This is a genomic window from Flammeovirga pacifica (assembly GCF_000807855.2).
Classification (GTDB): domain Bacteria; phylum Bacteroidota; class Bacteroidia; order Cytophagales; family Flammeovirgaceae; genus Flammeovirga; species Flammeovirga pacifica.
In genome coordinates, this window is sequence record NZ_JRYR02000001.1 from 4,776,070 (window position 1) to 4,800,884 (window position 24,815).

The following is a 24,815-nucleotide window of genomic DNA, read 5'->3' on the forward strand; positions in this document are numbered from 1 at the left end:
GATCAATCACTTTGTCCATCTTCAACATTTGTAATTTCTATGTTAGCAAATTGCGGCTGTATGTCTGCTTCTTCATTATTATTTTTAGAACAAGATGCGAAAAACAATGCAGCAATAAATAAAAGCGAAATATTCTTGAAAGTATTCATTTTTTTATGTTTAAGTTTTGATGAGATACATATATGAAAACGGCAATACTGAACCTAGGATTTACTGATTTGGCCGTATTACTTACCAATTTTGTCAGAATTGAAAAAAGAATATGGACGCATACTTTTTGATAGAATAATTTGGAACCACCAAATAAATTAATACCTGAAGAGCTGATTTGTAAAAGCAAAAAAGACCTAGGCAGTAATTACTGCCTAGGTCAATATCTTATTTCACTATTAATAACCCTTACTTACTTTTAATTAGTAGGCAGAAACGCCCCTGTTGAAATAGTTAAGTCTTCAGATTTGATAATTCCTTGACTTTCTCCAACATACTCAAACTGAGCATGTATTTGATAAAAGCCTTCCGTTTTAGGTGTAAATTTAGTAGTAAAGTTCAATTCTTTTTGACCTTCATTAGTAGGTACTTTACCAATTAAATCGAACGATATTACTTCTCCAGTTTCTTCATGTGTAAACACTAAAACAGCATTGTTGTAATATCCATTAGGAGTATAAAGCTTAGTGTTTACGGTATTTTCTTGATCAATCACAAAGGTTTGTCCATCTTCAACATTTGTAATTTCTATGTTAGCAAATTGTGGCTGTATATCTGCCTCTTCATTATTATTTTTAGAACAAGAAGCGAAAAACAATGCAGCAATAAATAGAAGTGAAATATTCTTTAATGTATTCATTTTTTTATGTTTAAGTTTTGATCAGATACATATAAGAAAACGGCAATACTTAATGTAGGATTTACTGATTTGGTCGTATTACTTACCAATTTTGCCGAATGTGATAAAAGAATGCTAATACATACCCTGATAGAATAAATTGGAATTATTCTATCAATTAAGAATTGAAGATTGCTTTATAAAAACAAAAAGACCTAGGCAGTATGTACTACCTAGGTCAATATCTTAATTCACTATATTTTAAATAATCCTGATTTTTATCTTTTTTATTCTTCTGGTAAGAACGCACCACTAGCAACATTCAACTCATCAGAAATAATAATGCTTTGTGCATCATCTCCAGAGTAATCAAATTGTGCATGTAGTTGGTATGTACCAGGAGCTTTTGGTGCAACTGTAGCAGATAGGTAAACTGTTTTTTCTCCAGCAATATTAGGATTTTTACCTACTAGGTCTACAATAATTGTTTCTTCTCCTTCAGTAGCTTTAAATACTAATTTAGAGTTACTGAATTCGCCATTTGGAATATATAAAGTAGCTGTGATAGTAGCTTCTTCATTTAGAGTGAACATCTGTCCATCTTCTACATTAGTGATTTCTATATTTGCCATTGCAGGTATTGTTTCTTCGTTGTCATCTTTAGAACAAGAAGCGAAAAACAATGCAGCAATAAATAAAAGTGAAATATTCTTTAAAGTATTCATTTTTTTATGTTTAAGTTTTAATGTAACCCATATAGAAAAACGGTAATATTTTATTTAGGATTTACCTATTTAGTCGTATTACTTGCCAATTTTGTCGGAATAATAAAATAAATGCTTTGGATAGAATATGTGGGATTATTCAATCAATTAAGATTGGTAGATTGAATTATAAAAACAAAAAAGACCTAGGCAGTATGTACTACCTAGGTCTATATCTTAATTCACTATAATTTTAATAACCCTGATTTTTATCTTTTTACTCTTCTGGTAAGAACGCGCCACTAGCAACATTCAACTCATCAGAGATCACAATACTTTGTGCTTCATCTCCTGAGTAATCAAATTGTGCATGTAGTTGGTATGTACCAGGAGCTTTTGGTGTAACTGTAGCAGATAGGTAAACTGTTTTTTCTCCAGCATTTTTTGGAGTTTTACCTACTAGGTCTACAATAATTGTTTCTTCTCCTTCAGTTGCTTTAAAAACTAATTTAGAGTTACTGAATTCTCCATTTGGAATATATAGAGTAGCTTCGATTGTAGCTTCTTCATTAAGAGTGAACATTTGTCCATCTTCTACATTAGTAATTTCAATGTTTGCTACTGCAGGTGTTGTTTCTTCGTTGTCATCTTTTGAACAAGAAGCAAACACTAGTGTAGCGAAAAATAATACTGATATGTAATGTAAAAATTTCATTTTCAAATTAATTTTAGTTCGTTATTAAATACATATCAGATAACGGCAACAAAATGAGGGGGGTTTACCAATTTGGTCGTTTTGTTTACCAATTTGGTCGTTTTGTATTAAAAAGATTTAATTCTCTTAGATCCTCTTAGTTCAGAAGGAGTATATCCATAGTATTTTTTAAAAGCTCCTGTAAATTTTGATAAATGATTGTATCCTACTTGTTTACCAATATCGCCGATCTTATAATCAGTCATTCTTAATAGTCGATGAGCATCCATCATTCTATGAGAAGTAATAAAAGAAAAAATGGATTGGTCAAAAATACTTTTAAAGTCTTCTTTTAGTTTAGTTTCTCCAATACCAAACTTTTGAGATATATCTCTAGTAGTTGGAATAGAATGATAATCGGATAATATATAATCCTTTATTTCGAAGTATTGTTCTAATAGATCATCAGCAATAACTTTATCTGATGTCTTTTTTTTGTGTTCAATCATTTTCTTAAGTAGCATTCCCATCAATTGCATACCTAGTCCCATGATAATAGCATTTCTGCCTATGGTTAGCTTTTGAGCCTGAAAGATATCTTCTATTAATCCTTCTAATTCTGTTGTACTTCCTTCGTAATAATTCCTGTTGACTAAATAATCAATAAATTCATTGGTATCTTTTTCATTTAAATTGACAAGTGGACCAATTTCTTTAAAGTCCATCCTCATACCAATCCAATCTACTTCAATATTTTTCTCTAGTGTAGTCAGTAAATGCCTTTTATTATGGCGCATCATAATATTGTATTGTACACCGTGTTCTCCCAAGTTTACTTCACCATCATCATTTTCATAATCATTAATAGACAGGCTAGAGTTTTTTCTTAAAAATAGAAAGAAGAGTTGTTGCTGTTCTGCGTAATTATCATCTTTAACAAAGAAATCTTGTTTGAGTTTACAGCGATTGACACTCATTTTAAAGGGAGCATTGATGTCGAAATATTCTAAATAGATTTCACCGTATTTATCATCATTTAAAATGTAATGTCTATTAAATAGTTCTCCACCTAAATCGTCTTTTAGTTTTTGATAAGTAACATCAAAACTAGTAGAATCAAAATAGAGTATTTTTGTATCTTTTGAATTCATAAAAAGGGATGGAAATTTTTAGTTAATGAAATATACTCATTAGAATAATTATTACTTTCTTTTTCTCTTATATAAAAAGGAATGATTGAATAAGGAGTAGTGACAATGGATTGCTGAAAACGAATTAAAACCCGCTTTGCTTCTTTATTCTCATTGTGTTGTACAGCTCTTATATCTTTTATATAAAGTTGATTCTCTTTTGCCAATTGTAGGATGTTCTCTAAAGCATCTATTGGGTATATTAAACAAAAAGTCCCGTCAATGGAGAGAAGCTCGCTTACTTTTCTCATTAACTGATGTAATTTAAGAGAATCGGTGTGTCTGGCTAAATTTCTTTCCTTCGTATCTGCTTTAAGTGCATCATCAAAATAGGGGGGATTAGAAACGATCAGATCAAATGTTGTCGAAAATTGATACGTTAACACATCACATTGGAATACTTTTAATCTGTTATTCCAAGGACTGTTTTCAAAATTTTCTAAGGATTGATGATAAGCTCCTGCATCAATATCAATGGCAGTTACTGTACTGCTAAGATAACGTTGTGCCATCATTAAGCTAATTAAGCCAGAACCACAACCCACATCTAAAATATGTACAGGCTCAATTTCAGCTTGTGCCCAAGCACCCAATAAGATCGCATCAGTACCGATTTTCATCGCACACTTTTCTTGACTGACCGAAAATTCTTTAAAATGAAATGAGGCGTATTTAGTCATTCTTTTCTATTAAATGAAGGAAAGATAACAGCGATCATAAAATTAATCATATCTTCTATATATATAAATGATCTTATCACTTTCCCTTCTAAAAGGTAGGGTATAGTAACAAAGACTTTTGAATTCTCACAAATTATATGATTTTTTAAATTCCTATAAACTATTAGTGAACAATCTATGTTAAACCAAAAAAATAACGAAAATTCATATTTATATCTTTATAACATCACCCTTTGATAGATTGAACGAATAGCAATAATGCCATGTTATTTTTTCATTAATCTCTTCAAATAAGGTTTTGTTAATATATTCGTTAAGCTATTATTCTTATTTTTGCAACCGAATGAATGATAAAGAAAAGGTGATTTGTCTTTTTTTTATCAAAACTCATTCAGCAATTACTACTTAAACTAATATTGTTGTAAATAAATCAGCAGTCAAAATAATGTCTACTACAAAATTATTTCCGATAAAAGGAAAAGTTCAAAACTATGCTTGGGGCGGAGCCAATTTTATTCCTGAAATGATTGGAATTGAAAAAGAAGATCAACCTTATGCAGAATACTGGATGGGTGCTCATGATAATGCACCTGCAAAAGTTGGAGACAATCAGTTCTTAAATGAAATGGTTAAGTCTAACCCTGAAGGTACTATTGGTAAATATATCAATGATAAATTCGGTAGATTACCTTTCTTATTTAAAGTTCTTGATGTAAATGATGTTCTTTCTATTCAGGTTCATCCAACAAAAGTAGAAGCTGAGAAAGGTTTTGCTAGAGAAAACCAAGAAGGTATTCCTTTAACAGCCTCTCATAGAAATTATAAAGACGACAACCATAAACCTGAAATTATGGTGGCGTTGAGTGAATTTTGGTTATTGCATGGTTTTAAACCAAAAGCAGAACTAAGAGAAACTCTTGTAAACGTACCAGAATTCAATTATTTAGTAGATACTTTTGATGCAGAAGGATATTTCGGTTTGTATAAAACTGTGATGGAATATTCGGCAGAGGAGATCAATACTAAACTTCGTTCTTTGGTAGATCGAGTAATGCCTCTTTACAGAGAGAATAAATTAGAAAAGTCTTCTCCAGATTATTGGACAGCAAAGTCTGTTGCATTAAATGAAGAAGGGGCTGATTTGGATAGAGGTATTTATTCAATTTATTTCTTCAATATTGTTAGAGCAGACATCGGAGATGCTATTTTCCAAGATGCTGGTTTACCACATGCTTATATGGAAGGTCAGAATATGGAATTAATGGCCAATTCTGATAACGTATTAAGAGGTGGTCTTACTCCAAAACATATTGATGTACCAGAATTATTGAAGCACGTAACTTTCGAGGAAACTATTCCTAATATCATGAAAGGCGAGTTGCAAGAAGATGGTATTGAAAGAATTTACAAAAGCCCAGCACCAGATTTTGAATTAAGTAGAGTCGCTATTTCTAATGGAGAAACATATAAGAATGTAGCTAAAACGGCTCAAATTATTATTGTTTCTGAAGGTGAAGCTACAGTTAAAGAAGGTGATACAACTGTAACCATCAAGAGAGGTGAAGTTGTGCTTCTTTTAGTAGATGCGGATTATACAATTACTACTACAGACAAAGCGGTGCTATTTAAAGCCTCTGCACCTGTAGCATAATTTGATTTATATATCATTCTACATAAGGTGAAACCATCTTATAGTTTAGATAAAAAAAAGCCTTGTCTGTTTGGACAAGGCTTTTTACTTATGCTTGGTTTATTATTTCCTTTATCTTTTTCAATCTTTCATCGAGTGTTCCATTAATAATGTGGTAACCACCATAAATATCAGTCAACTCTTTTTTATAAGTATTGAATAAAAGTTCTCTTATTTCTTTTGATGGAGTCTCTCTGTATTCATCATATTCCCAAGGGAGATCAATATCCATTAGGAAGACCAAATCGAATGCTTGTAAAGAAAGGTGGTCTTTTATCCAGGGATCGCAAGTTTGATATTTAAATTCAGACCATACTTTTATTACTTCTAATCCAGTATCACAAAAGAGATAATCATTGGCTAGATCTGCGTTTATTTTTTGTATTTGAAACTGTTTTTGAGCAATCAACGCCAAGTCCTTATAATTATAAGGGCGTTGCAGTTGATCTAGATAATCTCTAGCGTATTCATTTACCCACAGAGTATCATACCATTCTGCTAACTGTTGAGTTACAGTACTCTTTCCTGTTGATTCAGGACCTGTAATTAATATTTTTTTTACTTGAGAATTGTGCATACGTTAAACAACACTACTATTTTATGTGGTTGTCAAAATAAAATTGATAGAATAATAGTACACTTACTCATTAAACTGTTTTAAGCTGTTTATGATTCCAATAATTCAATTTTAATTGTGATTTATTGGTATAGGCGTACCTGTTTCTGTAAAATGTTCAATTTTACTGGGGAGATGACAACTAAATAGTTATTAAAAAAATTATAAAAATAAAGTTTGTATATACTGTTTTAAATCGGCTGCTGAATCAATTTTCTCTTTCAATTGATGTAATTTTAATGTATTTGTTTCGAAGTTTTCTTTTAATTGAAATGATTTTCTTTTTATCGCCCGACCTTGTAAACCAGTATAATTAAGATAAACAAATTGATCTAGATTAGAGTTTAAAAATTCGTCTTTTTCGTGATCTAATAATTCTGATTTCTTAATTAATGAAGTAATAATTTTATTCACCTCATCTTTTGATAGCTCAATTTTTTCAGTCACAAACTTTTGGTATAAATGAATAAGAGAGAATAAGTCGTTCTCTTTTTTTGCTTTAATCACTAAAGACATATTTAAATGCCTCTCTTCCTTTTCTAGTTTATCTTGTACCAAATCAGGATGCAATTTTTTTGCCAACTGTTTGTATAAAAAAACTATAGAATCTTTTGGGGATTCTTTATGCTTTGTTATTTCCTTTTTTGGTGATGTTTCTTCTTGAATCACCTTGTCTAAAACTTCTTTTTTCTCTTGTTCAAATACAATAGGAGCAATTTTTTTTTGAAAATATTCTTCTACACTAGATGGATTTTTGATTAAAAATGCCCAATCTTCTTCAGTAATCAATGTATTAAGATTGACTTTTGATTTAGAACGAAATTTTAATTCAAGTAATATGGATTGTTTAAGCTCTTTTTTAATCTGCGATTTAGTATTCTTGATAGTGTTGTTTTCTATCGAATGGTAATACTGTGGAATAAGCTGATGTATTTTGCTATCAAATACAAATGGAGAATGTAAGGCAGTGGTTAGTAAATTTTGAACAATTATTTGATATACCTCTAATTGTTTATCATTTAGTTTAGCGTCTTTTTTAATAAAAAATAGATGTTCTAATAGCTCTTTTATTTGTTGAATGTATTTTTGATGGGCATCACCCACATGTAATTTATATTCTTCTACAGTCTCTTTAAACTCATCGTAAAGTCTTTTATTTCTTCTATCTTTTTTCTCAACTTCATTCCATAATTTATTTAATCGATCTTCTTCTGTCTTAGGTTTTTTTTTAGATTTTCTCTTAACTATTTTATCAAATAATATTAATTGTTCCTCTTTCATTTTATAAATGCTTAATTTTAGCTTTCGCCCAATATCATTAATTATTAGGAATATACCCCGATTTAATTTATGGCAACTTACCAAGAAATCAAACACAAATATTATATAGATCATAAAGAAGCTCATACATTTTTTGAACAGTTACATAGTCAAACTGGCGGAGAGCTTTTGAATGATAATAAAATACTCAAAATTAATAATGCAATAGGTAAAGTACAGTTTCATCGTTTTATTCATTTTGATCAAATTAGATTAATTACCCAAAGATGTCACTTAAACGAGACGGTAAGTGTAGAGCATATTCCATCTGAAATTCAAAAAGATTACCTATTTTTTGTTTTACATAAAAGTGGTACGGTACATCATTTATTTAAAAATGATGAAACTATTTCTGTCTATGGAAAAGACAGTCAACAAGGGGTGGTGATTACTAATTTTATGTCTTCTTTGATAAACATAGGTGAGGAGGGATTACCTTCGGAATGGGCTACTATGGTGGTAAAAAAGTCTTTTATCATAGATTTATTAGAGGATGTTCCAGAAGGTTTTGTTGATTTTATATTAAGTGATAAACATTGGTTACTATTCGAGCCTGTTAATTTTGCTATATCACAATCTTTAAATGAAATTTTTAGTAATGAAGATGATTTTGCCTTTAATAACTTCAAAATCTACGGAAGAGCTATCGATTTAGTGGGGGAGTTGCTTAAACACATGTCGAATAGAAATTTTGAGGATATAAGTAATCTAACACCTCAGGATGCTAAAAGAATGTTTGAGGTGAAAGACTATATTTGTCGTGACCTATCAATAACGCCTAGTTTAGAGGAAATATGTAAAGAATTTGGATTAAGTAGATCTAAATTGATAAGAGATTTTAAAACCGAATTTGGGGTGCCTGTCTATAAATTTTTCAATAAGATGAGAATGCAATTGGCCAGAGAGTTATTGGTAGAAAAGCAATATTCAGTAACAGAAGTATCTCAGCATTTGGGTTTCAAGGGATTATCTAAATTTTCTGATGCCTTTAAGAAATTCTATAATATTTCTCCAAAATCTATGATTGAACAACATAAAATTAAATAAGTTGTTCACATTTAGTGCTTTAAGGAATAGAGTTATCAACATATGTGAATAAACTATGTTGATAACTCTATTTTTTGTGAATTATTAATCCATTTTCTTTAATGTACCTGATGATGATGTTTTTACATCAAAACTAGGAGAACCTTTATAATAAAGGCTGCCACTTGAGCTTAATTGACCTATTAGTGTTTTAGTAGCATGAATATAGGCACTTCCAGACGAGCTGATAGAAAAATTAGCATAAGAAACTTTTAATCTTTCTGCATTTAAGCGACCTGATGAGGATAAAGCACCTGAAATAGATGTTGCATTACCATCAAGAGAAATACTTCCACTACTACTTAATGCTGTAGTGACTTTTAATGCATTTACATGTTGTATCTCTACATCTCCTGAAGAAGATGTTTTAATATTTAGTTCATTATTTACCTCGGATACATCGTTAACTCTGATTTGACCACTTGATGAAGAGGATACTGAAAAGTTAGGTTGTATAATTTTATCAATATCAAGATCTCCCGAACTACTTATACTTACTTTATTTAAGAAAGGAGTTGTAATGTAGATTTTTACAGAATGATCACTAAAAAGACGATCAAATTGAATCGCCCAATTTTTTCCACTTACTGTTGTTTTTAAGGCATTAACGGCATCTTCTTCACCTGTGACTCTTACCTCTACATCTTCGCCATAAGTAACGAATACATTCATAGAGCCTTTTACATCAATACTTTCAAAAGCATCAAGGTACAATTGTTTTTCTATCACTGGCCCCTCTGCTTTTTTAGCAATAATACCGCAACTAGTAAGGGATACAATAATTAATAAAGATAGTTGAATGAATATTTTTTTCATGGTTGAAGTCTTTTATTAATATTTAAGAGGAAAATGCAATTTGCTGAAGAATGGATTGATAAATCTTTTGAAATTCTTCTTTTTCAACTTTTTGAGAATTGACCTGAGCAACTTCAAATAAAGAAGTGTATTTAGAGGAAGTAGTGTGTTTTTTCTTTTTCATTAGTGGATGAATTTTACTTTAAAATCGTGCTTTCATATACATGACCCTTATAAAGAAAAATACCCCTACACGTTATCCGTTTTTTTTTGATTTATTTTAGAAACACTCTTAAAAAGTTACTGTCATAATATTTTTTACCATGTAAATTGTATTCCAAAATTGGCAGAAATCCACATTGGTCCACTTTCAAAATCATTTTTCCAAAAATGAGGAGGCACATTCATGGTTCTATTATCTAACACAGGACTCCAATTGACAGTAGGACCTGCTAAAATATTAATGTGTTTACCAATGGGTTGAACATATCTAATTTTAGTATTGATATAAAATGAAGTCCAATCGTTAAACTCATTATTAGAACTAATAATTGCACCAGCTTCTATGTTCAATCTTTTGAGTGGGAATGTACCGATACCGTAACCAAATCCAGGCCCTTCTTTATGAAAGTCCGATTCGAAATTATATTTTAATTGGAAGTAGTTGTATAGTTTTTTTGATCCAGACCTAAAATAGAAGTTAGCCCAAGTGGTTTCATCCCCTTCTATACCCGCAGAATGATACCCGTCGCTATACCATGCAAAAAGTCCAATAGGTAATGCATTGGCACCTTTTTTCGCAGAATTGATCAAACCAATTTGTACTCCATTCATCTTTTTAGCATAGTTGTAAATACCAGCTATTTGTACCCCACTAATTGTATCAGTTACGGTATTCGAGATACCAGCAACTTGTATTCCTCTAATTTTTTGACTGTAATTATAAATTCCAGACAGTTGCATTCCGTTCGATGTTTTTACAGTTGTACCTGTAATACCATTTATTTGAAGTCCGTTAAATTGGTCGGCATAACTATATATACCACCAATCTGAATACCGTTCACTTTTTTTGTTGTGGTAGCTACAATACCACCAATTTGAATACCTGTTGTAGCCTTTAGAGATAAATCAGTAATGCCACCAACATGCAACCCAATAACAGAGTCTTTGGCAACATTTAAAATACCTCCTATGTTTATGCCGTTTACTTTCCCTAAATTATAGTTGGTAATACCACCAACTTGTAATCCGGTAACATCACCACCAACAATATTGGCTAATCCACCAACTTGAAAACCCCTCATATTAAAACGATTGATATTGGCTAAACCTCCAATCTCTATCCCTTTAACACCTGCAGAATACCCCATCAAAGCATTAATAGAAAAACGATTTTCATAAGATCCGCCTAAGAAATTGGCATTACTTAAAAAAGGAACTAATGTAAATTGAAATACTCTTGTTTCCACTTGCTCGATGTTATTCGAAATGACATCCACTTTTTTCGGAACAAATTTTTGGACGATACCCAATGTATGCGGGCTGGTTGCTGTTAAAGCAAAATCACTATCTATTGGTCCAGGCTGATCCAAATAAGGAGTGAGACTGACATTATATTTTATGAAATTGGTTTCTTTATCTGGGTCAAATTGTACCATAGTATCATAAAAACCTCTTCCTCTAAAAAAGACACCTTCATTTAGCTGTTCTACAGGAATTTCCATACGATAGTACCCCGTTGAATCTGTAAGTGTTAGAATTTTTTTACGGCTATCGTAAACAACTACATTTTCAATTCCTTTTCCCGTCACCTCATCAATTACTTTTCCTATAAGCGGAATGTCTTCTTTTAAACGCTCTTGTTCAGCAGGAGTCAGACGTTTTTTGTCTTCCATAGGACGAATCGTTAAAGTAAACGCTTCTCTTATGATAATATGAGAATTACCTACTTGTTTAAACTCATAAGCATCACCTAATACATCGTACAAAACATTTTCGATAGTTTTATTCTGAATCTTTTTAGAAATCAACTGGTTTTTATCGATGATGGAAGAATTGTAGGAGAATAAGAAGCCACCCTTATTGGATATGATGGATAAGGCATCTTCAATAGGTTCATTTTTAATATTGATACTAATGACTCTGTTCAATAAGCTTTCGTTATCTGCAGCAATGGTATAGGAAGAAATGAAAACGAAGAAAGTCAAGAATTTGATGATACAATTTTTCATTAATCTACTAAATACTGCTTATCGGCTGTTTTTTGAACTCTTAAATTTAGGGTCACTTCTAATACTTGGAAAATACTCTCAATGCTATCATGATCGAAAGAACTAGTAATATTTTTCTGATACAAGTTCTCATTATTCACTTCAATATTCACTTGATAAGCATTTTCTATAGTGGAGATCACTTCTTGGAAAGGCGCGTCCTTGAATTCTAATTGCTGATCTTTCCAGAACATTTCATTGATCACATTCACTTCTTGCTCGGAAGGACTTGCTGTGTTGGGTTCATAAATACCTTTTTTCCCTTTAGGAAGTAATACATATTCTTTATTAGGAGCTGTGAGTTTTACCAAACCTTCCGTTACAGTAACAGTAACTTTATTATTAAGTGTATTTACATTAAACTTCGTACCTAATACCGTCACATCACCATATTTTGTGTGGACTATGAAGGGTTGATTTTCGTTATGACTTACTTCAAAATAAGCCTCCCCATCTAATGTCATTTCTCGAGAATTACCTTCAAAAGATTGTACAGCTAGTGCACTTTGTTGATTTAAAGTAATGATAGAACCATCATTTAAAGTGTCAAGTAATGGTGTATCCTGACTTTCTATTTTAGTGTATAATGTATCTTGAGTGGTATCGTCTTGTTGAAAAAAGCGAATACCCAAAAATAACAATAACATTGCGGCAACAACCGCTGAAATAGTTTGCCAAGGTATGAATTTGATAGTTTTTTGAGGCTTTTTGTCTATCTCAAGAGACATTTTATTCCATGCCTTATCTATATCCACCTCAACTTTAAGTTGGTGTGTAGCTTCCCATACAGCCTTCATTCCTTCAAAATGAAGCTGATGTTCATTGCTTTCTTTCATCCATTCTTGCAGTTGAATTTCCTCCTTAGGGGAAATCTCTCCAGAAAGATGTTTAGCAATTAATATATCTTCTATTTTTTGATTCTCTTCCATAGTTATTATTAGGACACTTCATCATTATTTTACCCCTATTCTTATTCAAAAAAGAAGGAGAAAAAGGCAATAATTATTGAAATGAATGAGGAAAGTTCTGTTTTTAAATATTTCAATGCAGAAGACATCTGATTTTCTACTGTCTTAACACTGATGTTTAATTGAGTAGCAATTTCTGAATATTTTAATCCTTCGAAACGACTTAACAGAAAAATGTTTTTCCTTTTATCAGGCATTTGATTAATGGCTGATTGAATTTTATCATCTAATTCAGAAGCTTCAAGGTCTTCTTCTACATGTTGCGAAGAAGAAGTATGATCCACGTGTACTTTATAGTTTTCTTTTACTTCAGTATGACGAATCACATTGAGACATTTATTTCTTACAGCCCTAAAGAGATAGGCCTCAAGAGAGGTATCGATATCTATTTGTTCTTTTTGTTCCCACAGTTTTATCAAGACATCATGAACTACATCTTCAGATGCCTGAATATCCTTTAGGAATGTATTAGCGTAGGCACATAATTTAGGGTATTGTGCCTTAAACAACACCTCGAACTGTTCTTTAGAAATGATTTCTTTTACCAATACTATTCTATTTAATTCGAATTTAGTTTTTGATTCTTCACCTAAGCATGCAATATAGGTATATTCAAAATTTATTACCTTTAAACCTGAGTTTGATAAAAAAATATTCACATTTAGTCATTTTTTTAGCCAGAAAATACATTTATCTATTTATGTGATTTATCCATACTCTTTTTTGTTCTGCAAACTTTAAAACGTTTTTCATGTCAGATTTTTTAGTGTCGGTTACACCCACTTCAATTTTTTATTTTACTTATACTTGGATAGGGCTAGGGGTTATCACGTTCTTGTGCCTTTTTATTGGCAGGGTAACTGCTCCATTTGGAAGACATTCCAGAACAGATTGGGGACCCATGATTTCTAATTCTTGGGGTTGGTTTTTTATGGAGATTATCTCTCCCATTGGATTGTGGATTGGCTTTTATATAGGAAGTAATGCTTTTGAAGATTACTCTTTATGGTCTCTAGTAGGTATGAGTTTATGGACCCTACATTATATTAATAGGACTTTTATTTTTCCTTTTAGAATGCCCAATCAGAAAAAGAAAATGCCCATGATAATCATGTCATCTGCTATTTTTTTTAATTCGATTAATGGGACGTTGAATGGTCTTTTTTTAGGCTATCAGTGGTTTGAAAATATAGAATGGCTAAGAATTGTAGGAGTAGGTCTTTTTGGAATAGGTATGTGGATTAATATTAAATCCGATAATATACTTCTTTCATTAAGAAAGCCTGGTGAAAGTCATTATGTGATACCTAAAGGATTTTTATTTGAAAAAGTTACATCGCCTAATCTATTAGGTGAAATAATAGAATGGACAGGCTTTTTCTTGATTGTTCCAAGTTATGCATCACTTAGTTTTTTGATATGGACATTAGCGAACTTATTACCTCGAGCAAGGGATCATTTTGAATGGTACATTAATAAATTTGAAGATTTCCCAAAAGATCGAAAGGTCATTTTCCCTTTTCTTTATTAATATTTGATGGATGAAAAGAGTAAACGATCATTTATTAGAAATGGCTCAATTAAGGTCTGAAAGGAATTTTTTTAGAGCGAAAGAGCGTATCATATCAAGTAATCTAATTATAATGTTTCATTAACGAAGTTAATATCAGGCTTTTGTTTCTTTTCTAGAATATCTTTTTTATCTTTGCATCTCTAAAAATTTTGTACGATAAATTTTATCAAACAATGGATTTAATTAAAAAAGTTGAAAAGGATTTTTCATCCGAAATGGAGAAACATCCCGCTTTCGGCGCAGGTGATACGGTAGACGTACACGTAAAAATTAAAGAGGGTAACAAGGAGCGTATTCAAAAGTTCCAAGGTACAGTTATCCAACGTCGTAATAAGGGTTCTTTAGGTGAAACTTTCACTGTTCGTAAGATCTCTAACGGTATTGGTGTAGAGCGTATCTTCCCTTTAAACTCACCAAACATCGACAAGATCGAAGTATTGAGAAAAGGTAAAGTAAGAAGAGCAAGATTATTCTACTTACGTGGTCGTTATGGTAAGGCTGCTAAAGTTAGAGAAAGAAGATTCTAAGCTTTTTGATCTTGGCTTTTTACCAAAGACATACAAAGTCAGTTCCTTTAAGGGACTGACTTTTTTTGTACAAAAAAAAACATTTCCCCATAAGAGAAATAGTTTCTATTTTTATTACTAACCTTTGTTCAACAATCAATTATTTTTTTCTCTTTTACTGTTGATGATTAATTGCTTTATCGGGTCATAATCATCTGGTACTTCTATTATGCGATTATTGGATTGATATTGTTGGTAAGCCGATAACATTTCATGTTTTATTTGTGGTTCACTAGTAGATATATCAAGGTCTTGATGAGCACCTGATGTATTTGGAGAAATAAAATCTAACTCTAAAGCAGTTTGATTAAAGGGTTCCTCAAAAAATACGGGGATGTAATCATCCTCCTTAAAATCTAATCCAGAAAATTCAAGTGTATCTTTCGTCTTAAAGTCAAACCTTAATATCTGTATTGACTCGTTTAATGCAAAACCTTCAATTTTTCCCTCACACAAGTTATTATCAAATGATAGAGTATTATTAGAAATGTGGCTACCTAGTTGATGTTGCCATTCTAAAAGAATAGGGATTTCAGTGTTCATACTTATCTCCTATAGGAGATATTATAAACTATCATTTTAAATAATAAATATACCTATTAAGATGTTATTAGTTATATTCTGAATTATTGAACTTCAAATTTATTTAAATAGATGAAAATGTATATCAGAATTATATCGAATCTATTAGTTTTGTAATTCAAATACGATCATACACAATAAATATCTATGTCTAAGAAAATATATTTTGCATCAGATTTCCATTTTGGAACCCCATCTTACGAATCTAGTCTCGAAAGAGAAAAGAAGGTTTGTCGTTGGTTGGATATGGTAGCAGAAGATGCAGAACATATATATTTATTAGGGGATTTATTTGATTTCTGGTTTGAATATCGTTTTGCTGTTCCCAAAGGTTTTCTTCGTTTTCAAGGGAAATTAGCTGAATTACGTGACAAGGGAGTAAATATTACTTTCTTTACAGGTAATCATGATATGTGGATGTTTGACTATTTTCCTAAAGAACTTGGAGTTGAAATTATTAGAGAACCTATTGATGTAGAATGGTGGGGCAAGAAGTTTCATATTGGGCATGGCGATGGATTAGGCCCTGGTGATTATACCTATAAATTAATCAAAAAGGTATTTGCAAACCCAGTATGTCAGTGGTTATTTGGTTTTTTACATCCGACAATAGGAATGGGCATTGCGCAAACATGGTCGAAACAATCTAGAGCAGCAGGAGCAGAAAAGGACCACGAATACAATGGTAAAGAAAACGAGTGGATTTGGTTGTATTGTCAAGAAAAACAAAAGGAAGAGTACAGAGATTATTATATATTTGGACATAGACACTTATATCTTGAACTAGATGTAGATAATGGAGGAAAATATATTAACACTGGCGAATGGCTCTCACAATACAAATACGCTACTTTTGATGGTGAAAAAGTGGAGTTGCTTACTTTCGATTAGCCTATTACTTGGCTTTACTTATAGCTCAAATGCTCAGACTAAACTTTTTGAAGTAGAAGTAGGAGAGGTGGCTGCTTTAGATATTGATAGAATGGGTCAAATATATATTGTAGATCATGAAGGTAATGTGATGCAATATAAAGATGACCAGGAAATTAGGAGATATTCTCCGACTGTTCCTGCTGAAGTCCAAATTGATGCTTGGGCAATGTTAAACACGGTAGTATTCTCACCTGATTGGCAAGGTGTCCGTATTCTAGGGCAACAATTAACCCAACAATCCGAATATTTATTTGATGAAAATTTGATAGAATATGCAACTATTGCTACAAATGCTACAGATGCAGGTATATGGCTATACGATCAACCCGCATTTCGTATCAAAAAATACTTTCCGAATCAACAACAAATAAGTATAGATGTATCTATCGAGCAAATTTTAAGCACTAGCTATTGGAATCCTACATGGATAAGAGAATATCAAAATAACCTATACATTGTAGAGGAAAGAATGGGAGTATTTACTTTCGATCTTTTAGGAAACATTTTAAGTGAGCCAGTAGATATAGGAGGAGCTAAAGTGATAGGATTAACTGATGATAAAATGTATTGGTTAAAGAAAGATCAGCTTCATTTTAAATCATTATATTCTACAGATAGAGAAACTTTAGATTTACCAACTAAAAAAGCGACCTTTGCAGTCTACGATACTTCTTTAAATAGAGTGTATTGTATTGTAAAGAATAAATTGATAGCATATCAAATGCAATAAGTAAGATGGATTTATACGAAGATTGGCAGAAAAACTCTAAGGTGAAATTAAAGGAGCACCAGACCTTTTTAAAGCGTTTAAAGAAACAAAAGAAAGGAAAGCAAATAGATCAAATAGTAAATGATTTAGACGAAAGAGCTTTTGAACATTTTGATTGTTTGGATTGTGCCAATTGTTGTAAAACCATTAGCCCTGTGGTTACCGCAACTGATGTAAAAAGAATAGGAAAACATTTAAGAATTAAAGAAACAGAAGTTATTGAACACTACCTTAATGTAGATCATGAAGGTGATTACGTAATGAACAAGCAACCTTGTCCATTCCTAGGAAGCGATAACTATTGTTCAATATATGAAGCAAGACCAAAAGCATGTAGAGAATATCCTTTAACCCAAAATCAAGGATTCAATCAAAGACCAGCATTACATGCAAGAAATACCATTACATGCCCAGTTGTATTTCATGTAGTGAAAGAATTAAAGAAAAATTTATAATTAGTTCCCTGTTTACAATTATTAGCATTCATCAACTCCTAACATTGATGAATAGTTGTTACATTTATCCTAAACGACTAGCAATATGTCTTTTATAAGGCGTATTAATAATTAACCTTTCTAACAATGAGAACCTTTACCCTAACCCTTACCCTATTTCTGGGGTTTACCCTTACGTTTACATCCCTATTTGCCACGGATGTAGAAAAGTTGACTGATGCACATTTATCATCAGTAAAAAACAAAGTCTTTACAGAGAAACAAGCCAAAATTTTCGTACAAGATTATATTGGAATCCATTCTGATGGAAAGGTGGATTATTTGTATCACACAGAATCGGAAGATTTAGTGGCAAAATTCAAAAAAGGAATCAAAAAAGCACAATTAGTGGACGTAATCAAGACGGGTCATATGACCAATGTTTACTTTGAAATTAATGATGTTTTGATTCATGCTTCTTATTTAAATGAAACAGGTGAAATGTACATCTGTAGATTTAAACATGAAGGAAAAAGCAACCGCTAGAATTAGTAAAAAAAATGCCATTTTGATTTTATTCAAAATGGCATTTTTTTAATTGTTACTCAATTTTAAAACCCAAATACTACATCTAGTGTAGCACCAAAAGTGGGTTGTCTAGTATGAACATCAATACCCGGAGATAGTGTAAAACCTGTACTCCAATGGTTGCTCAAAGAATAAGCTAAACCTGTTTGTACAATCACAGAACCTCCCCATTCTTTATGATTTCCATCTTCTACATGAGTATTGGAGTGATCATCGGGATGAGCAATTTCATCTACATCAATTTCAAGATAGTGTTCATCTGTAAAATCATGACTATCATGGTAACCAAATGTACCACCCACACCTACAAAAGTACCCCACTTAGAATGTCCAATAGGAATTTCTCTTACCACAACTGAGGCAAAATGTTTACCAGTAAATTCTACAGTACCTTGAAACTTTGTCAAATGTGCAAAATAAATGGATCCAGTAAACTCCCAAGTACCACTATTGGTATAAGAGATTTCTAATTCATATTTATGATGTTTGCCCTCGTTATCATGTTCAATTTGCTCATGAATGTCGTTATGATGAGCTAGATCTACCTTTTCTGATTCGGTAAGATTTTCACTTTCTACATTAGTGTATTCATGAGAAGATTGTGCATGCGAAAATGCATGAGCTCCTAAGAATAGAGCAAATGAAAGAATAGCTTTAATCGATTTTTGGTAATAAAACATATAGGTTAAACTTAGAATAGAGATTATTATTCAACCTAAAGAACGATTACCAATCAAAATAGTTAGGTATTAAACAGTTATTTAAGATTATTTATCTAAAAGACTTTAAAAACCAAAAACTAGATCGAACGTCATTCCAAAATTAGGTTGATGTGTTTCATAATCTAACCCTGGAGATAAAGTAAATCCGGTACTCCAATGTTTATCTAAAGAATAAGCAATACCAGATTGAAAAATAAGACTTCCAGACCAATCTAAATGATGTGATTCATCAGATGATACTGCATGCGAATTGCTAGTTTCCCCATCATGGACAAAACCAAAAGTAGAACCAAGGCCAACGAACGTTCCAAATTTTGAATGTCCTAAAGGAATTTCTCTAACAAAACATCCCGCAAAATGATGTCCGGTAAATTCTACAGTACCTTGGAACTTCATGAGATGCGCGAAATACACAGAGCTTGTAAATTCAAAATGACTTGAATTATTGTAAGATAACTCTACCTCAAAATGATTTTCATGATGAGCTTCTGAGTTTTTGACATGTTTTTTATCCTCCTCCTCCCCAAACGCTTCAGTTGGGTAAGGTAAGAAGCATAACATTGATAATAAGATCGGTAAATATAATTTATTGGTCACCACCATTATTGAAAGTTTTTAGTAGTAAAAGGGCTTTATTATAGAGTAATTTAATACACTATATAAATAACCAATGCACACGTTGTAATTAAGTTTTCTATCGTCAATTTATTAAAAAAGCTTAAATCAAACATAGTCTATTTGAGCTTGTTAACTAAAGAGTGTGTAATGTTATAGTTTATTGGGTGAACGTTTGAAGCACTTCCCAAAGGAAAATTTCGACGGTATCAGAATTTGCTATAGCAGTAGAACCTTTAACCGATGCATATTGAAAATTTTCAGGATTATCGTATCGTTCCAAAGTAAGATTACCTCTATATCTTATTTCCGTGTAAGTTAAAGTATCCATAATTGTATTTCTGCTTAAGCTTCGTGTACTTCCATAAACAGGGGGTTCTAATGGATAACGATCTAAAACGATTACTCTACCATTTAAAGAATTACATTTCTCCCAATTGAAAGCAACAATTACTGATTTCATAGGATAATTTTCTACAGGCTTACAAGCATGAAATAGGAATAACATGCTTGTAAGAATTGATATTTTAATAAGAATAACTCTCATTGATCACTTTTGATAGGATGCCGGATTTACAGCTTTGGCTGTCCACCCTTGAAGAAAACTCATGATTTTTTGTTTATCATATCCTTTTCCACTCTCTAAGTAGGCAGAATTTTGAATATGTAAAACGGAACCTTGTGCATTCAAGATAACAAAAACAGGGTAACCAAAACGTTGTGGGAATCCTAAATATTCCATTGTTTTAGGATTTTTATTATCATTGCTCCAATTTACTAATACTTTAACATAGTTATCTGTCATAAGTTTTGAGATTTCAGCATCTTCGTGCGTAAATTGAGCATACCTCTTACACCAGCCACACCAATTGCCTCCTACTTTAACAAAAACGTGTTTACCTTCTTTAGATGCGGTTTGAATGGCAGTTTGAATGTCATCCATAGCATCAGCATGAGGATCATATTTTTCTGTTTGAGCAAAAGTGTCTAAACTGAGAGTTAAAATAAGAACTATTGTAAAAAATTGAATTGTCTTTTTCATTAATAAAAAATTTATGAATCCTGAATATGTCGGCTACGTAGCCTCTGTAATTTTAATGATTTCCTTTACATTAAAAAAAACAAGCCAACTAAGAATTGTGAATACTGTGGCTTGTCTTGCTTTTGTTTTATATGGTACATTGATTTCTGCATGGCCTGTAATTATATCCAATGGTTTTATTGCCATTGTAAATACATACTACCTTATCAAGATGAAGTCTGCTGCTACCATAGAGGAGTCCTAAGAAGTGGCATACTCATACAGTGCGAACCACCTCTAGCTCTTGAGAGTTCTGCAGAAGGGAGTAAGATTAAAGTATCTTTGACTTCTGATGGATGTAGTTCCTCATTTTTGAACTTATCTAATAATTCTGCAGCCTTCACAACTTTGATACCTTGTTTTTGGAAACCTTTAGATGTTTTATCATTACGATCATAACCAATAACAACACCTTCTTTTAATGCCAATACATTACAAGAGTCTGTCCATTGTTCTCTTCGACCATGAGGGAATTCATTATCACCAGAGTAAATAAATTTTGTTTTTTCTTCAGATTTAAGGTCCGTAACACTGATGTCATTCAGTAAATCTTCTAAGTAATCAAATTGAATAGGATCATCATAAGACCTTCCTTTAATGTATTGAAGAATTTCAATTTCATTTTCACTTTTTGATCCACCTAGAGAAGAAATATAATCTCCTTTTTCTTGTTTTAAACCTTCTTTTGAGAATGAGCCAAAAATCACCCACATATTTCTTTTCACTTGTGTAAAAGTAGTATCAATATGCATGTATGCTCTTTTAGCAGGGATTTTTACAATGGTAACTTTTTCAACTATATCACGCTCGTGCATCAACTGAATCACCTTACTCGCTGCGTGAATAGAAGTTCTTTCGCTTACCCCAACTAATAAATGATTAGGGGCCACCATCATTACATCTCCACCTTCTATGGTTACAATTTTCTTTTCCTGTTCATCTTCATCCAATAAAAAGAAGTCTTCAGGGTCATTTATTTCAATAATATTGGAAGTATATTCTTTAAACATCGGGTGATTAAAGAAGATGTACTTCATGATAATAGATTCTCTTGTTCTCGCCTTTTTCTTGGGCTTGTTCAATAAAATATGATCATTTACAGTAATCCCTATATCTCTAGTAAAAATAAAATTAGGTATAGGAGGGAAGATCATTCTTTTATCTGGTAAAATGCCAGAAATCATAACTCTAGCTAAAACAGAGTTATCCAATTCCATTAGTTCTGCTTGTAAAGAATAGGCTGTTCCTTCATGAGCACAAATAGAAGCAATCATCCTTTGTTTTAAATCTTTACTTTCTAATAAATGAGCTAACAATCTTTGAGGCTCTATTACTTTATCAGATTCAAAGTAATTTTCTTTATCAGGCTTGTAGAAATGTCTTTGGGATTCGGGTAAATCTATGGTATTGATTTGAGAATGAATTTTCTCATAATCTAAAAAGTAAAGTAAGATTTTGAGATAGAGATCATACTCTTTTTTTCTCATTGTGTCTACATGAATGATGTCTTCAAATAGCCAATCTTGAGCTTTAGTAGGTATCACTTTTCCAATTCCTTCGTCAGGACTATGAATAAGTAATCTTTTCAATATTCCTACTTCTGATGAGACGTGTATATGATGTTGGTTTTCCATGAAAGTATATGGTGACAAATATGTGTGAGTTGAAGATAATCAATTCTTTTATAAATTTTATTGGATGAGTATATCAATCTATATTGATATACAAATTTCATTTTTGGACAAAATTATGAAAATAAGAAGACTATTGTTGTTGTGAAAAAGACTATAAATTGTCTTTTTAGAAGAAAATCTAAAAAATTAACCTCTTTTCTTTTGTATTAAAAAGTGTAATTTTTACATTTGAGTGTCCCAGTTCATTATTTTTTTTAATTATTAAATGTCTTTGAATAATATTTGTCCACTTATCCTATCTCAAATTTTAAAAATCACACATACTAAAGCGTTGTTTATAAAGTATTTAAGTTTTTCTTATTAATTATCATTATATAATGATGACTAAATTTTCTATAGTTATTGATAAAAGTCATTTATACACTTAATCAATAATGATAGGTTTGTATAGTTAACGATATACACATAGCCCTAGAAGATTCAGACAAAAGCAAAACACATAAGCAATATTTTATATACAACAAACTACTTTATGATATTGGATTATTCTGGTATTTTAATGGTGGTATTAATTAACCAATACAATGACAAAAACACACAAATTAGCCAGTAAACTTTTAGCAGAGTCGAAACAAGTTAACCGAGACTTGTCTGTAGCACAACTTGTTGCAGAAGCAATCAAAAATGGTGAAGGAGTACTAAATTCCACAGGAGCCATTATGTGCGACACTGGTAAATTTACAGGACGATCGCCCCAAGACCGTTTTATTGTTGAAGACGATTATACTAAAGATCGTGTTTGGTGGGGAAGCATCAATAAGCCTTTCCCACAGGATAAGTTCGATGGACTTGCCCACAAAATGGTCGATTACCTACTAGATAATCAAAAGTTGTTTGTAAACAATGTGTATGCTGGTGCTGACCCTGCATATAGAATTAAAGTAAGAGTAATTACACCCCTTGCTTCAGTTTCTCACTTTGTGAACAATATGTTTATTGTTCCTTCTGACGAAGAATTAAGATCTTTTGGAGAACCTGACTATGTAGTAATTCAAGCTCCAGATTACAATGCTAATCCTGCCCTTGATGGTACAAGACAAGGTAACTTCTCTATTTTAAATTTTGAGGAAAAATCTGCCTTGGTGGGTGGTTCTCGTTACACAGGAGAAATCAAAAAAGGTATTTTCTCTGTATTGAATGCATTATTAATAGATGAGAATGTACTCCCGATGCACTGTTCAGCAAATGAAGGTAAGGAAGGTGATTCAGCTGTCTTCTTTGGTTTGTCAGGTACAGGTAAAACTACATTGTCAGCAGATCCAAATAGAAACCTAATTGGAGATGATGAACATGGTTGGTCTGATAATGGTATTTACAACTTCGAAGGCGGTTGTTATGCCAAAACAATTGACTTAACCAGAAAAAATGAACCAGAAATATGGGATGCAATTAAGTTTGGTGCAACATTGGAGAACACACGTTTCTTCCCTGGTACATCTGTAGTAGATTATACTAATGTTAATGTTACTGAGAATACTCGAGTATCTTACCCGATTCATCATATCGAAAACGCTAAGATTCCTTCAGTATCAGAAACCCATCCTAAAAATATATTCTTCTTAACTTGTGATGCTTATGGTGTACTACCAGCCATCTCTAAGTTAACAAAAGAACAAGCAATGTATCACTTTATGTCTGGTTATACAGCAAAAGTAGCAGGTACAGAAGCAGGAATAACTGAACCTACTCCTACATTCTCAGCTTGTTTTGGAGCTCCATTTATGCCTCTTCATCCATCTGTTTATGCGATGAAACTTGGAGAGAAAATGACAGAGCATAATACAAATATATGGTTGATCAATACAGGTTGGTCAAATGGTCCTGCTGATAAAATAGGACGTACTAAATTAAAATATACTAGAGCAATGATTACAGCTGCTCTAGAGGGAAGTTTAGATAACGTTGAATTTATTGAACATCCTATATTTGGGGTTCAAGTACCTCAAGAAGTAGAAGGTGTTCCTTCTCAAGCACTAGATGCAAGAGCTTCTTGGATTGCCAATGGTTTTGACGGTTATGATCAAACTGCTGAGAAATTAGCTCATAAATTTGTAGATAATTTCAAAAAGTTTGAAGATGGACTTGAAGATAAAGCTATCCTTAAAGGTGCTCCTATAGTTAATGTTAAAGTATAGCTTCAACATTAATTTATGGAGAGAAAGTATTAAAAAATGGGTTGCCAATTTAATTGGTAACCCATTTTTTATACAAAAAACCGACTTCTAATTGATTTAACAGTTAAATTTTCAATGTTGTATTGGTTTCTTGACTCTTCTTAGACCTAATGATCTGATTTTGAGTAAATGAAACTAATACTGAATAAATATTCATTTTATTGCTGTTTTGTTAAAATTTATTTATAAGTGTCTATTTGTCTTTTCTCAGTGTAAATAAATACTAAAATAATGCTATTTC

At 31.8% G+C, this 24,815-nt stretch carries 29 protein-coding genes; 11 read left to right on the plus strand and 18 right to left on the minus strand.

The window, feature by feature from the left end:
• Nucleotides 1-186: hypothetical protein (locus tag NH26_RS25690; RefSeq protein WP_206780204.1), on the plus strand; the 186-nt coding region annotated here is incomplete at its 5' end.
• Between the two features lie 223 nt (nucleotides 187-409).
• Here NH26_RS25690 and NH26_RS19005 read toward each other — a convergent pair.
• The 5 genes from NH26_RS19005 to NH26_RS19025 form a co-directional block, all read right to left on the minus strand.
• Nucleotides 410-850, minus strand: a complete 441-nt coding sequence (locus NH26_RS19005) for a hypothetical protein (protein WP_071397209.1) — start codon at nucleotides 848-850, stop codon at nucleotides 410-412.
• A 266-nt stretch (nucleotides 851-1,116) separates the two neighbouring features.
• Nucleotides 1,117-1,554 carry a cupredoxin domain-containing protein gene (locus NH26_RS19010; RefSeq protein ID WP_071397210.1) on the minus strand — a complete coding sequence of 146 codons (438 nt, stop codon included), beginning with the start codon at nucleotides 1,552-1,554 and terminating at the stop codon, nucleotides 1,117-1,119.
• Nucleotides 1,555-1,810: 256 nt separating this feature from the next.
• Nucleotides 1,811-2,248, minus strand: coding sequence for a hypothetical protein (locus NH26_RS19015; RefSeq protein ID WP_044226971.1), 438 nt, complete (start codon nucleotides 2,246-2,248; stop codon nucleotides 1,811-1,813).
• 107 nt (nucleotides 2,249-2,355) lie between these two features.
• On the minus strand, nucleotides 2,356-3,378 hold the full coding sequence (locus tag NH26_RS19020; RefSeq protein ID WP_044226974.1) for a helix-turn-helix transcriptional regulator: 1,023 nt from the start codon (nucleotides 3,376-3,378) through the stop codon (nucleotides 2,356-2,358).
• Nucleotides 3,375-4,097: a tRNA1(Val) (adenine(37)-N6)-methyltransferase gene (locus NH26_RS19025; protein ID WP_044226975.1), complete on the minus strand. Its 723-nt coding sequence runs from the start codon at nucleotides 4,095-4,097 to the stop codon at nucleotides 3,375-3,377. Before NH26_RS19025 ends, NH26_RS19020 begins: the two co-directional genes overlap by 4 nt.
• Before the next feature lie 445 nt (nucleotides 4,098-4,542).
• Between NH26_RS19025 and manA the strand changes: the two genes are divergently transcribed.
• Nucleotides 4,543-5,748, plus strand: a complete 1,206-nt coding sequence (gene manA, locus NH26_RS19030; RefSeq protein ID WP_044226978.1) for a mannose-6-phosphate isomerase, class I — start codon at nucleotides 4,543-4,545, stop codon at nucleotides 5,746-5,748.
• A gap of 88 nt (nucleotides 5,749-5,836) precedes the next feature.
• Here the strand turns inward: manA and NH26_RS19035 are convergent, their stop codons facing one another.
• Both NH26_RS19035 and NH26_RS19040 read right to left on the minus strand, forming a co-directional pair.
• Nucleotides 5,837-6,364, minus strand: a complete 528-nt coding sequence (locus NH26_RS19035) for an AAA family ATPase (RefSeq protein WP_044226981.1) — start codon at nucleotides 6,362-6,364, stop codon at nucleotides 5,837-5,839.
• Between the two features lie 201 nt (nucleotides 6,365-6,565).
• Complete coding sequence (locus NH26_RS19040) at nucleotides 6,566-7,684, minus strand: hypothetical protein (protein ID WP_044226985.1); 1,119 nt, start codon at nucleotides 7,682-7,684, stop codon at nucleotides 6,566-6,568.
• 69 nt (nucleotides 7,685-7,753) lie between these two features.
• On the opposite strand from NH26_RS19040, the gene NH26_RS19045 reads away from it, so the two are divergent.
• The gene (locus tag NH26_RS19045; RefSeq protein ID WP_044226988.1) at nucleotides 7,754-8,770 is read left to right on the plus strand and encodes a helix-turn-helix domain-containing protein; all 1,017 of its coding nucleotides are present in this window, start codon (nucleotides 7,754-7,756) and stop codon (nucleotides 8,768-8,770) included.
• Nucleotides 8,771-8,854: 84 nt separating this feature from the next.
• On the opposite strand, the gene NH26_RS19050 is transcribed toward NH26_RS19045, so the two are convergent.
• The 5 genes from NH26_RS19050 to NH26_RS19065 all read right to left on the minus strand — a co-directional run bounded on the left by NH26_RS19050 (nucleotide 8,855) and on the right by NH26_RS19065 (nucleotide 13,502).
• On the minus strand, nucleotides 8,855-9,625 hold the full coding sequence (locus NH26_RS19050) for a head GIN domain-containing protein (RefSeq protein ID WP_044226991.1): 771 nt from the start codon (nucleotides 9,623-9,625) through the stop codon (nucleotides 8,855-8,857).
• A 22-nt stretch (nucleotides 9,626-9,647) separates the two neighbouring features.
• Nucleotides 9,648-9,788 carry a hypothetical protein gene (locus NH26_RS25495; protein ID WP_158021966.1) on the minus strand — a complete coding sequence of 47 codons (141 nt, stop codon included), beginning with the start codon at nucleotides 9,786-9,788 and terminating at the stop codon, nucleotides 9,648-9,650.
• Nucleotides 9,789-9,922: 134 nt separating this feature from the next.
• Complete coding sequence (locus tag NH26_RS19055; protein ID WP_044226994.1) at nucleotides 9,923-11,836, minus strand: hypothetical protein; 1,914 nt, start codon at nucleotides 11,834-11,836, stop codon at nucleotides 9,923-9,925.
• Entirely contained in the window at nucleotides 11,836-12,804 is a 969-nt protein-coding gene (locus NH26_RS19060; RefSeq protein WP_044226997.1) for a FecR family protein, read from the minus strand. The genes NH26_RS19055 and NH26_RS19060 overlap by 1 nt, the downstream gene beginning before the upstream one ends.
• A gap of 41 nt (nucleotides 12,805-12,845) precedes the next feature.
• Nucleotides 12,846-13,502: an RNA polymerase sigma-70 factor gene (locus NH26_RS19065; RefSeq protein WP_052432204.1), complete on the minus strand. Its 657-nt coding sequence runs from the start codon at nucleotides 13,500-13,502 to the stop codon at nucleotides 12,846-12,848.
• A gap of 92 nt (nucleotides 13,503-13,594) precedes the next feature.
• On the opposite strand from NH26_RS19065, the gene NH26_RS19070 reads away from it, so the two are divergent.
• A complete protein-coding gene (locus NH26_RS19070) occupies nucleotides 13,595-14,374 on the plus strand; it encodes a phosphatidylethanolamine N-methyltransferase family domain-containing protein (protein WP_052432205.1) in 780 nt (259 codons plus the stop codon).
• Nucleotides 14,375-14,589: 215 nt separating this feature from the next.
• Nucleotides 14,590-14,943, plus strand: coding sequence for a 50S ribosomal protein L19 (gene rplS / locus NH26_RS19075; RefSeq protein WP_044227000.1), 354 nt, complete (start codon nucleotides 14,590-14,592; stop codon nucleotides 14,941-14,943).
• Nucleotides 14,944-15,078: 135 nt separating this feature from the next.
• Here the strand turns inward: rplS and NH26_RS19080 are convergent, their stop codons facing one another.
• Nucleotides 15,079-15,525 (minus strand): hypothetical protein, encoded by a 447-nt coding sequence (locus tag NH26_RS19080; RefSeq protein ID WP_044227003.1) that lies wholly within the window; start codon nucleotides 15,523-15,525, stop codon nucleotides 15,079-15,081.
• Between the two features lie 186 nt (nucleotides 15,526-15,711).
• Here NH26_RS19080 and NH26_RS19085 point away from each other — a divergent pair, with 186 nt between their 5' ends.
• The 4 genes from NH26_RS19085 (at nucleotide 15,712) to NH26_RS19100 (ending at nucleotide 18,246) form a co-directional block, all read left to right on the plus strand.
• A complete protein-coding gene (locus NH26_RS19085) occupies nucleotides 15,712-16,455 on the plus strand; it encodes a UDP-2,3-diacylglucosamine diphosphatase (protein ID WP_044227006.1) in 744 nt (247 codons plus the stop codon).
• Nucleotides 16,421-17,227: a hypothetical protein gene (locus NH26_RS19090; RefSeq protein WP_044227008.1), complete on the plus strand. Its 807-nt coding sequence runs from the start codon at nucleotides 16,421-16,423 to the stop codon at nucleotides 17,225-17,227. Before NH26_RS19085 ends, NH26_RS19090 begins: the two co-directional genes overlap by 35 nt.
• A 5-nt stretch (nucleotides 17,228-17,232) precedes the next feature.
• Nucleotides 17,233-17,721 (plus strand): YkgJ family cysteine cluster protein, encoded by a 489-nt coding sequence (locus NH26_RS19095; protein WP_044227011.1) that lies wholly within the window; start codon nucleotides 17,233-17,235, stop codon nucleotides 17,719-17,721.
• A gap of 126 nt (nucleotides 17,722-17,847) precedes the next feature.
• Nucleotides 17,848-18,246, plus strand: coding sequence for a hypothetical protein (locus NH26_RS19100; RefSeq protein ID WP_139263174.1), 399 nt, complete (start codon nucleotides 17,848-17,850; stop codon nucleotides 18,244-18,246).
• A gap of 65 nt (nucleotides 18,247-18,311) precedes the next feature.
• On the opposite strand, the gene NH26_RS19105 is transcribed toward NH26_RS19100, so the two are convergent.
• The 4 genes from NH26_RS19105 to NH26_RS19120 form a co-directional block, all read right to left on the minus strand.
• Nucleotides 18,312-18,968 carry a hypothetical protein gene (locus NH26_RS19105; protein ID WP_044227017.1) on the minus strand — a complete coding sequence of 219 codons (657 nt, stop codon included), beginning with the start codon at nucleotides 18,966-18,968 and terminating at the stop codon, nucleotides 18,312-18,314.
• 105 nt (nucleotides 18,969-19,073) lie between these two features.
• Nucleotides 19,074-19,571: a hypothetical protein gene (locus NH26_RS19110; RefSeq protein WP_139263175.1), complete on the minus strand. Its 498-nt coding sequence runs from the start codon at nucleotides 19,569-19,571 to the stop codon at nucleotides 19,074-19,076.
• 214 nt (nucleotides 19,572-19,785) lie between these two features.
• Nucleotides 19,786-20,133: a hypothetical protein gene (locus NH26_RS19115; protein ID WP_044227023.1), complete on the minus strand. Its 348-nt coding sequence runs from the start codon at nucleotides 20,131-20,133 to the stop codon at nucleotides 19,786-19,788.
• 42 nt (nucleotides 20,134-20,175) lie between these two features.
• Nucleotides 20,176-20,667, minus strand: coding sequence for a thioredoxin family protein (locus NH26_RS19120; protein ID WP_044227026.1), 492 nt, complete (start codon nucleotides 20,665-20,667; stop codon nucleotides 20,176-20,178).
• 13 nt (nucleotides 20,668-20,680) lie between these two features.
• On the opposite strand from NH26_RS19120, the gene NH26_RS19125 reads away from it, so the two are divergent.
• Nucleotides 20,681-20,911, plus strand: coding sequence for a YgjV family protein (locus NH26_RS19125; protein ID WP_044227029.1), 231 nt, complete (start codon nucleotides 20,681-20,683; stop codon nucleotides 20,909-20,911).
• Here the strand turns inward: NH26_RS19125 and NH26_RS19130 are convergent.
• Nucleotides 20,892-22,340: an arginine deiminase family protein gene (locus tag NH26_RS19130; RefSeq protein WP_044227032.1), complete on the minus strand. Its 1,449-nt coding sequence runs from the start codon at nucleotides 22,338-22,340 to the stop codon at nucleotides 20,892-20,894. The two genes, NH26_RS19125 and NH26_RS19130, sit on opposite strands and share 20 nt — an antisense overlap.
• Before the next feature lie 584 nt (nucleotides 22,341-22,924).
• Between NH26_RS19130 and pckA the strand changes: the two genes are divergently transcribed.
• Nucleotides 22,925-24,535: a phosphoenolpyruvate carboxykinase (ATP) gene (gene pckA / locus NH26_RS19135; protein WP_044227035.1), complete on the plus strand. Its 1,611-nt coding sequence runs from the start codon at nucleotides 22,925-22,927 to the stop codon at nucleotides 24,533-24,535.
• The last annotated feature ends 280 nt before the right edge of the window (nucleotides 24,536-24,815 follow it).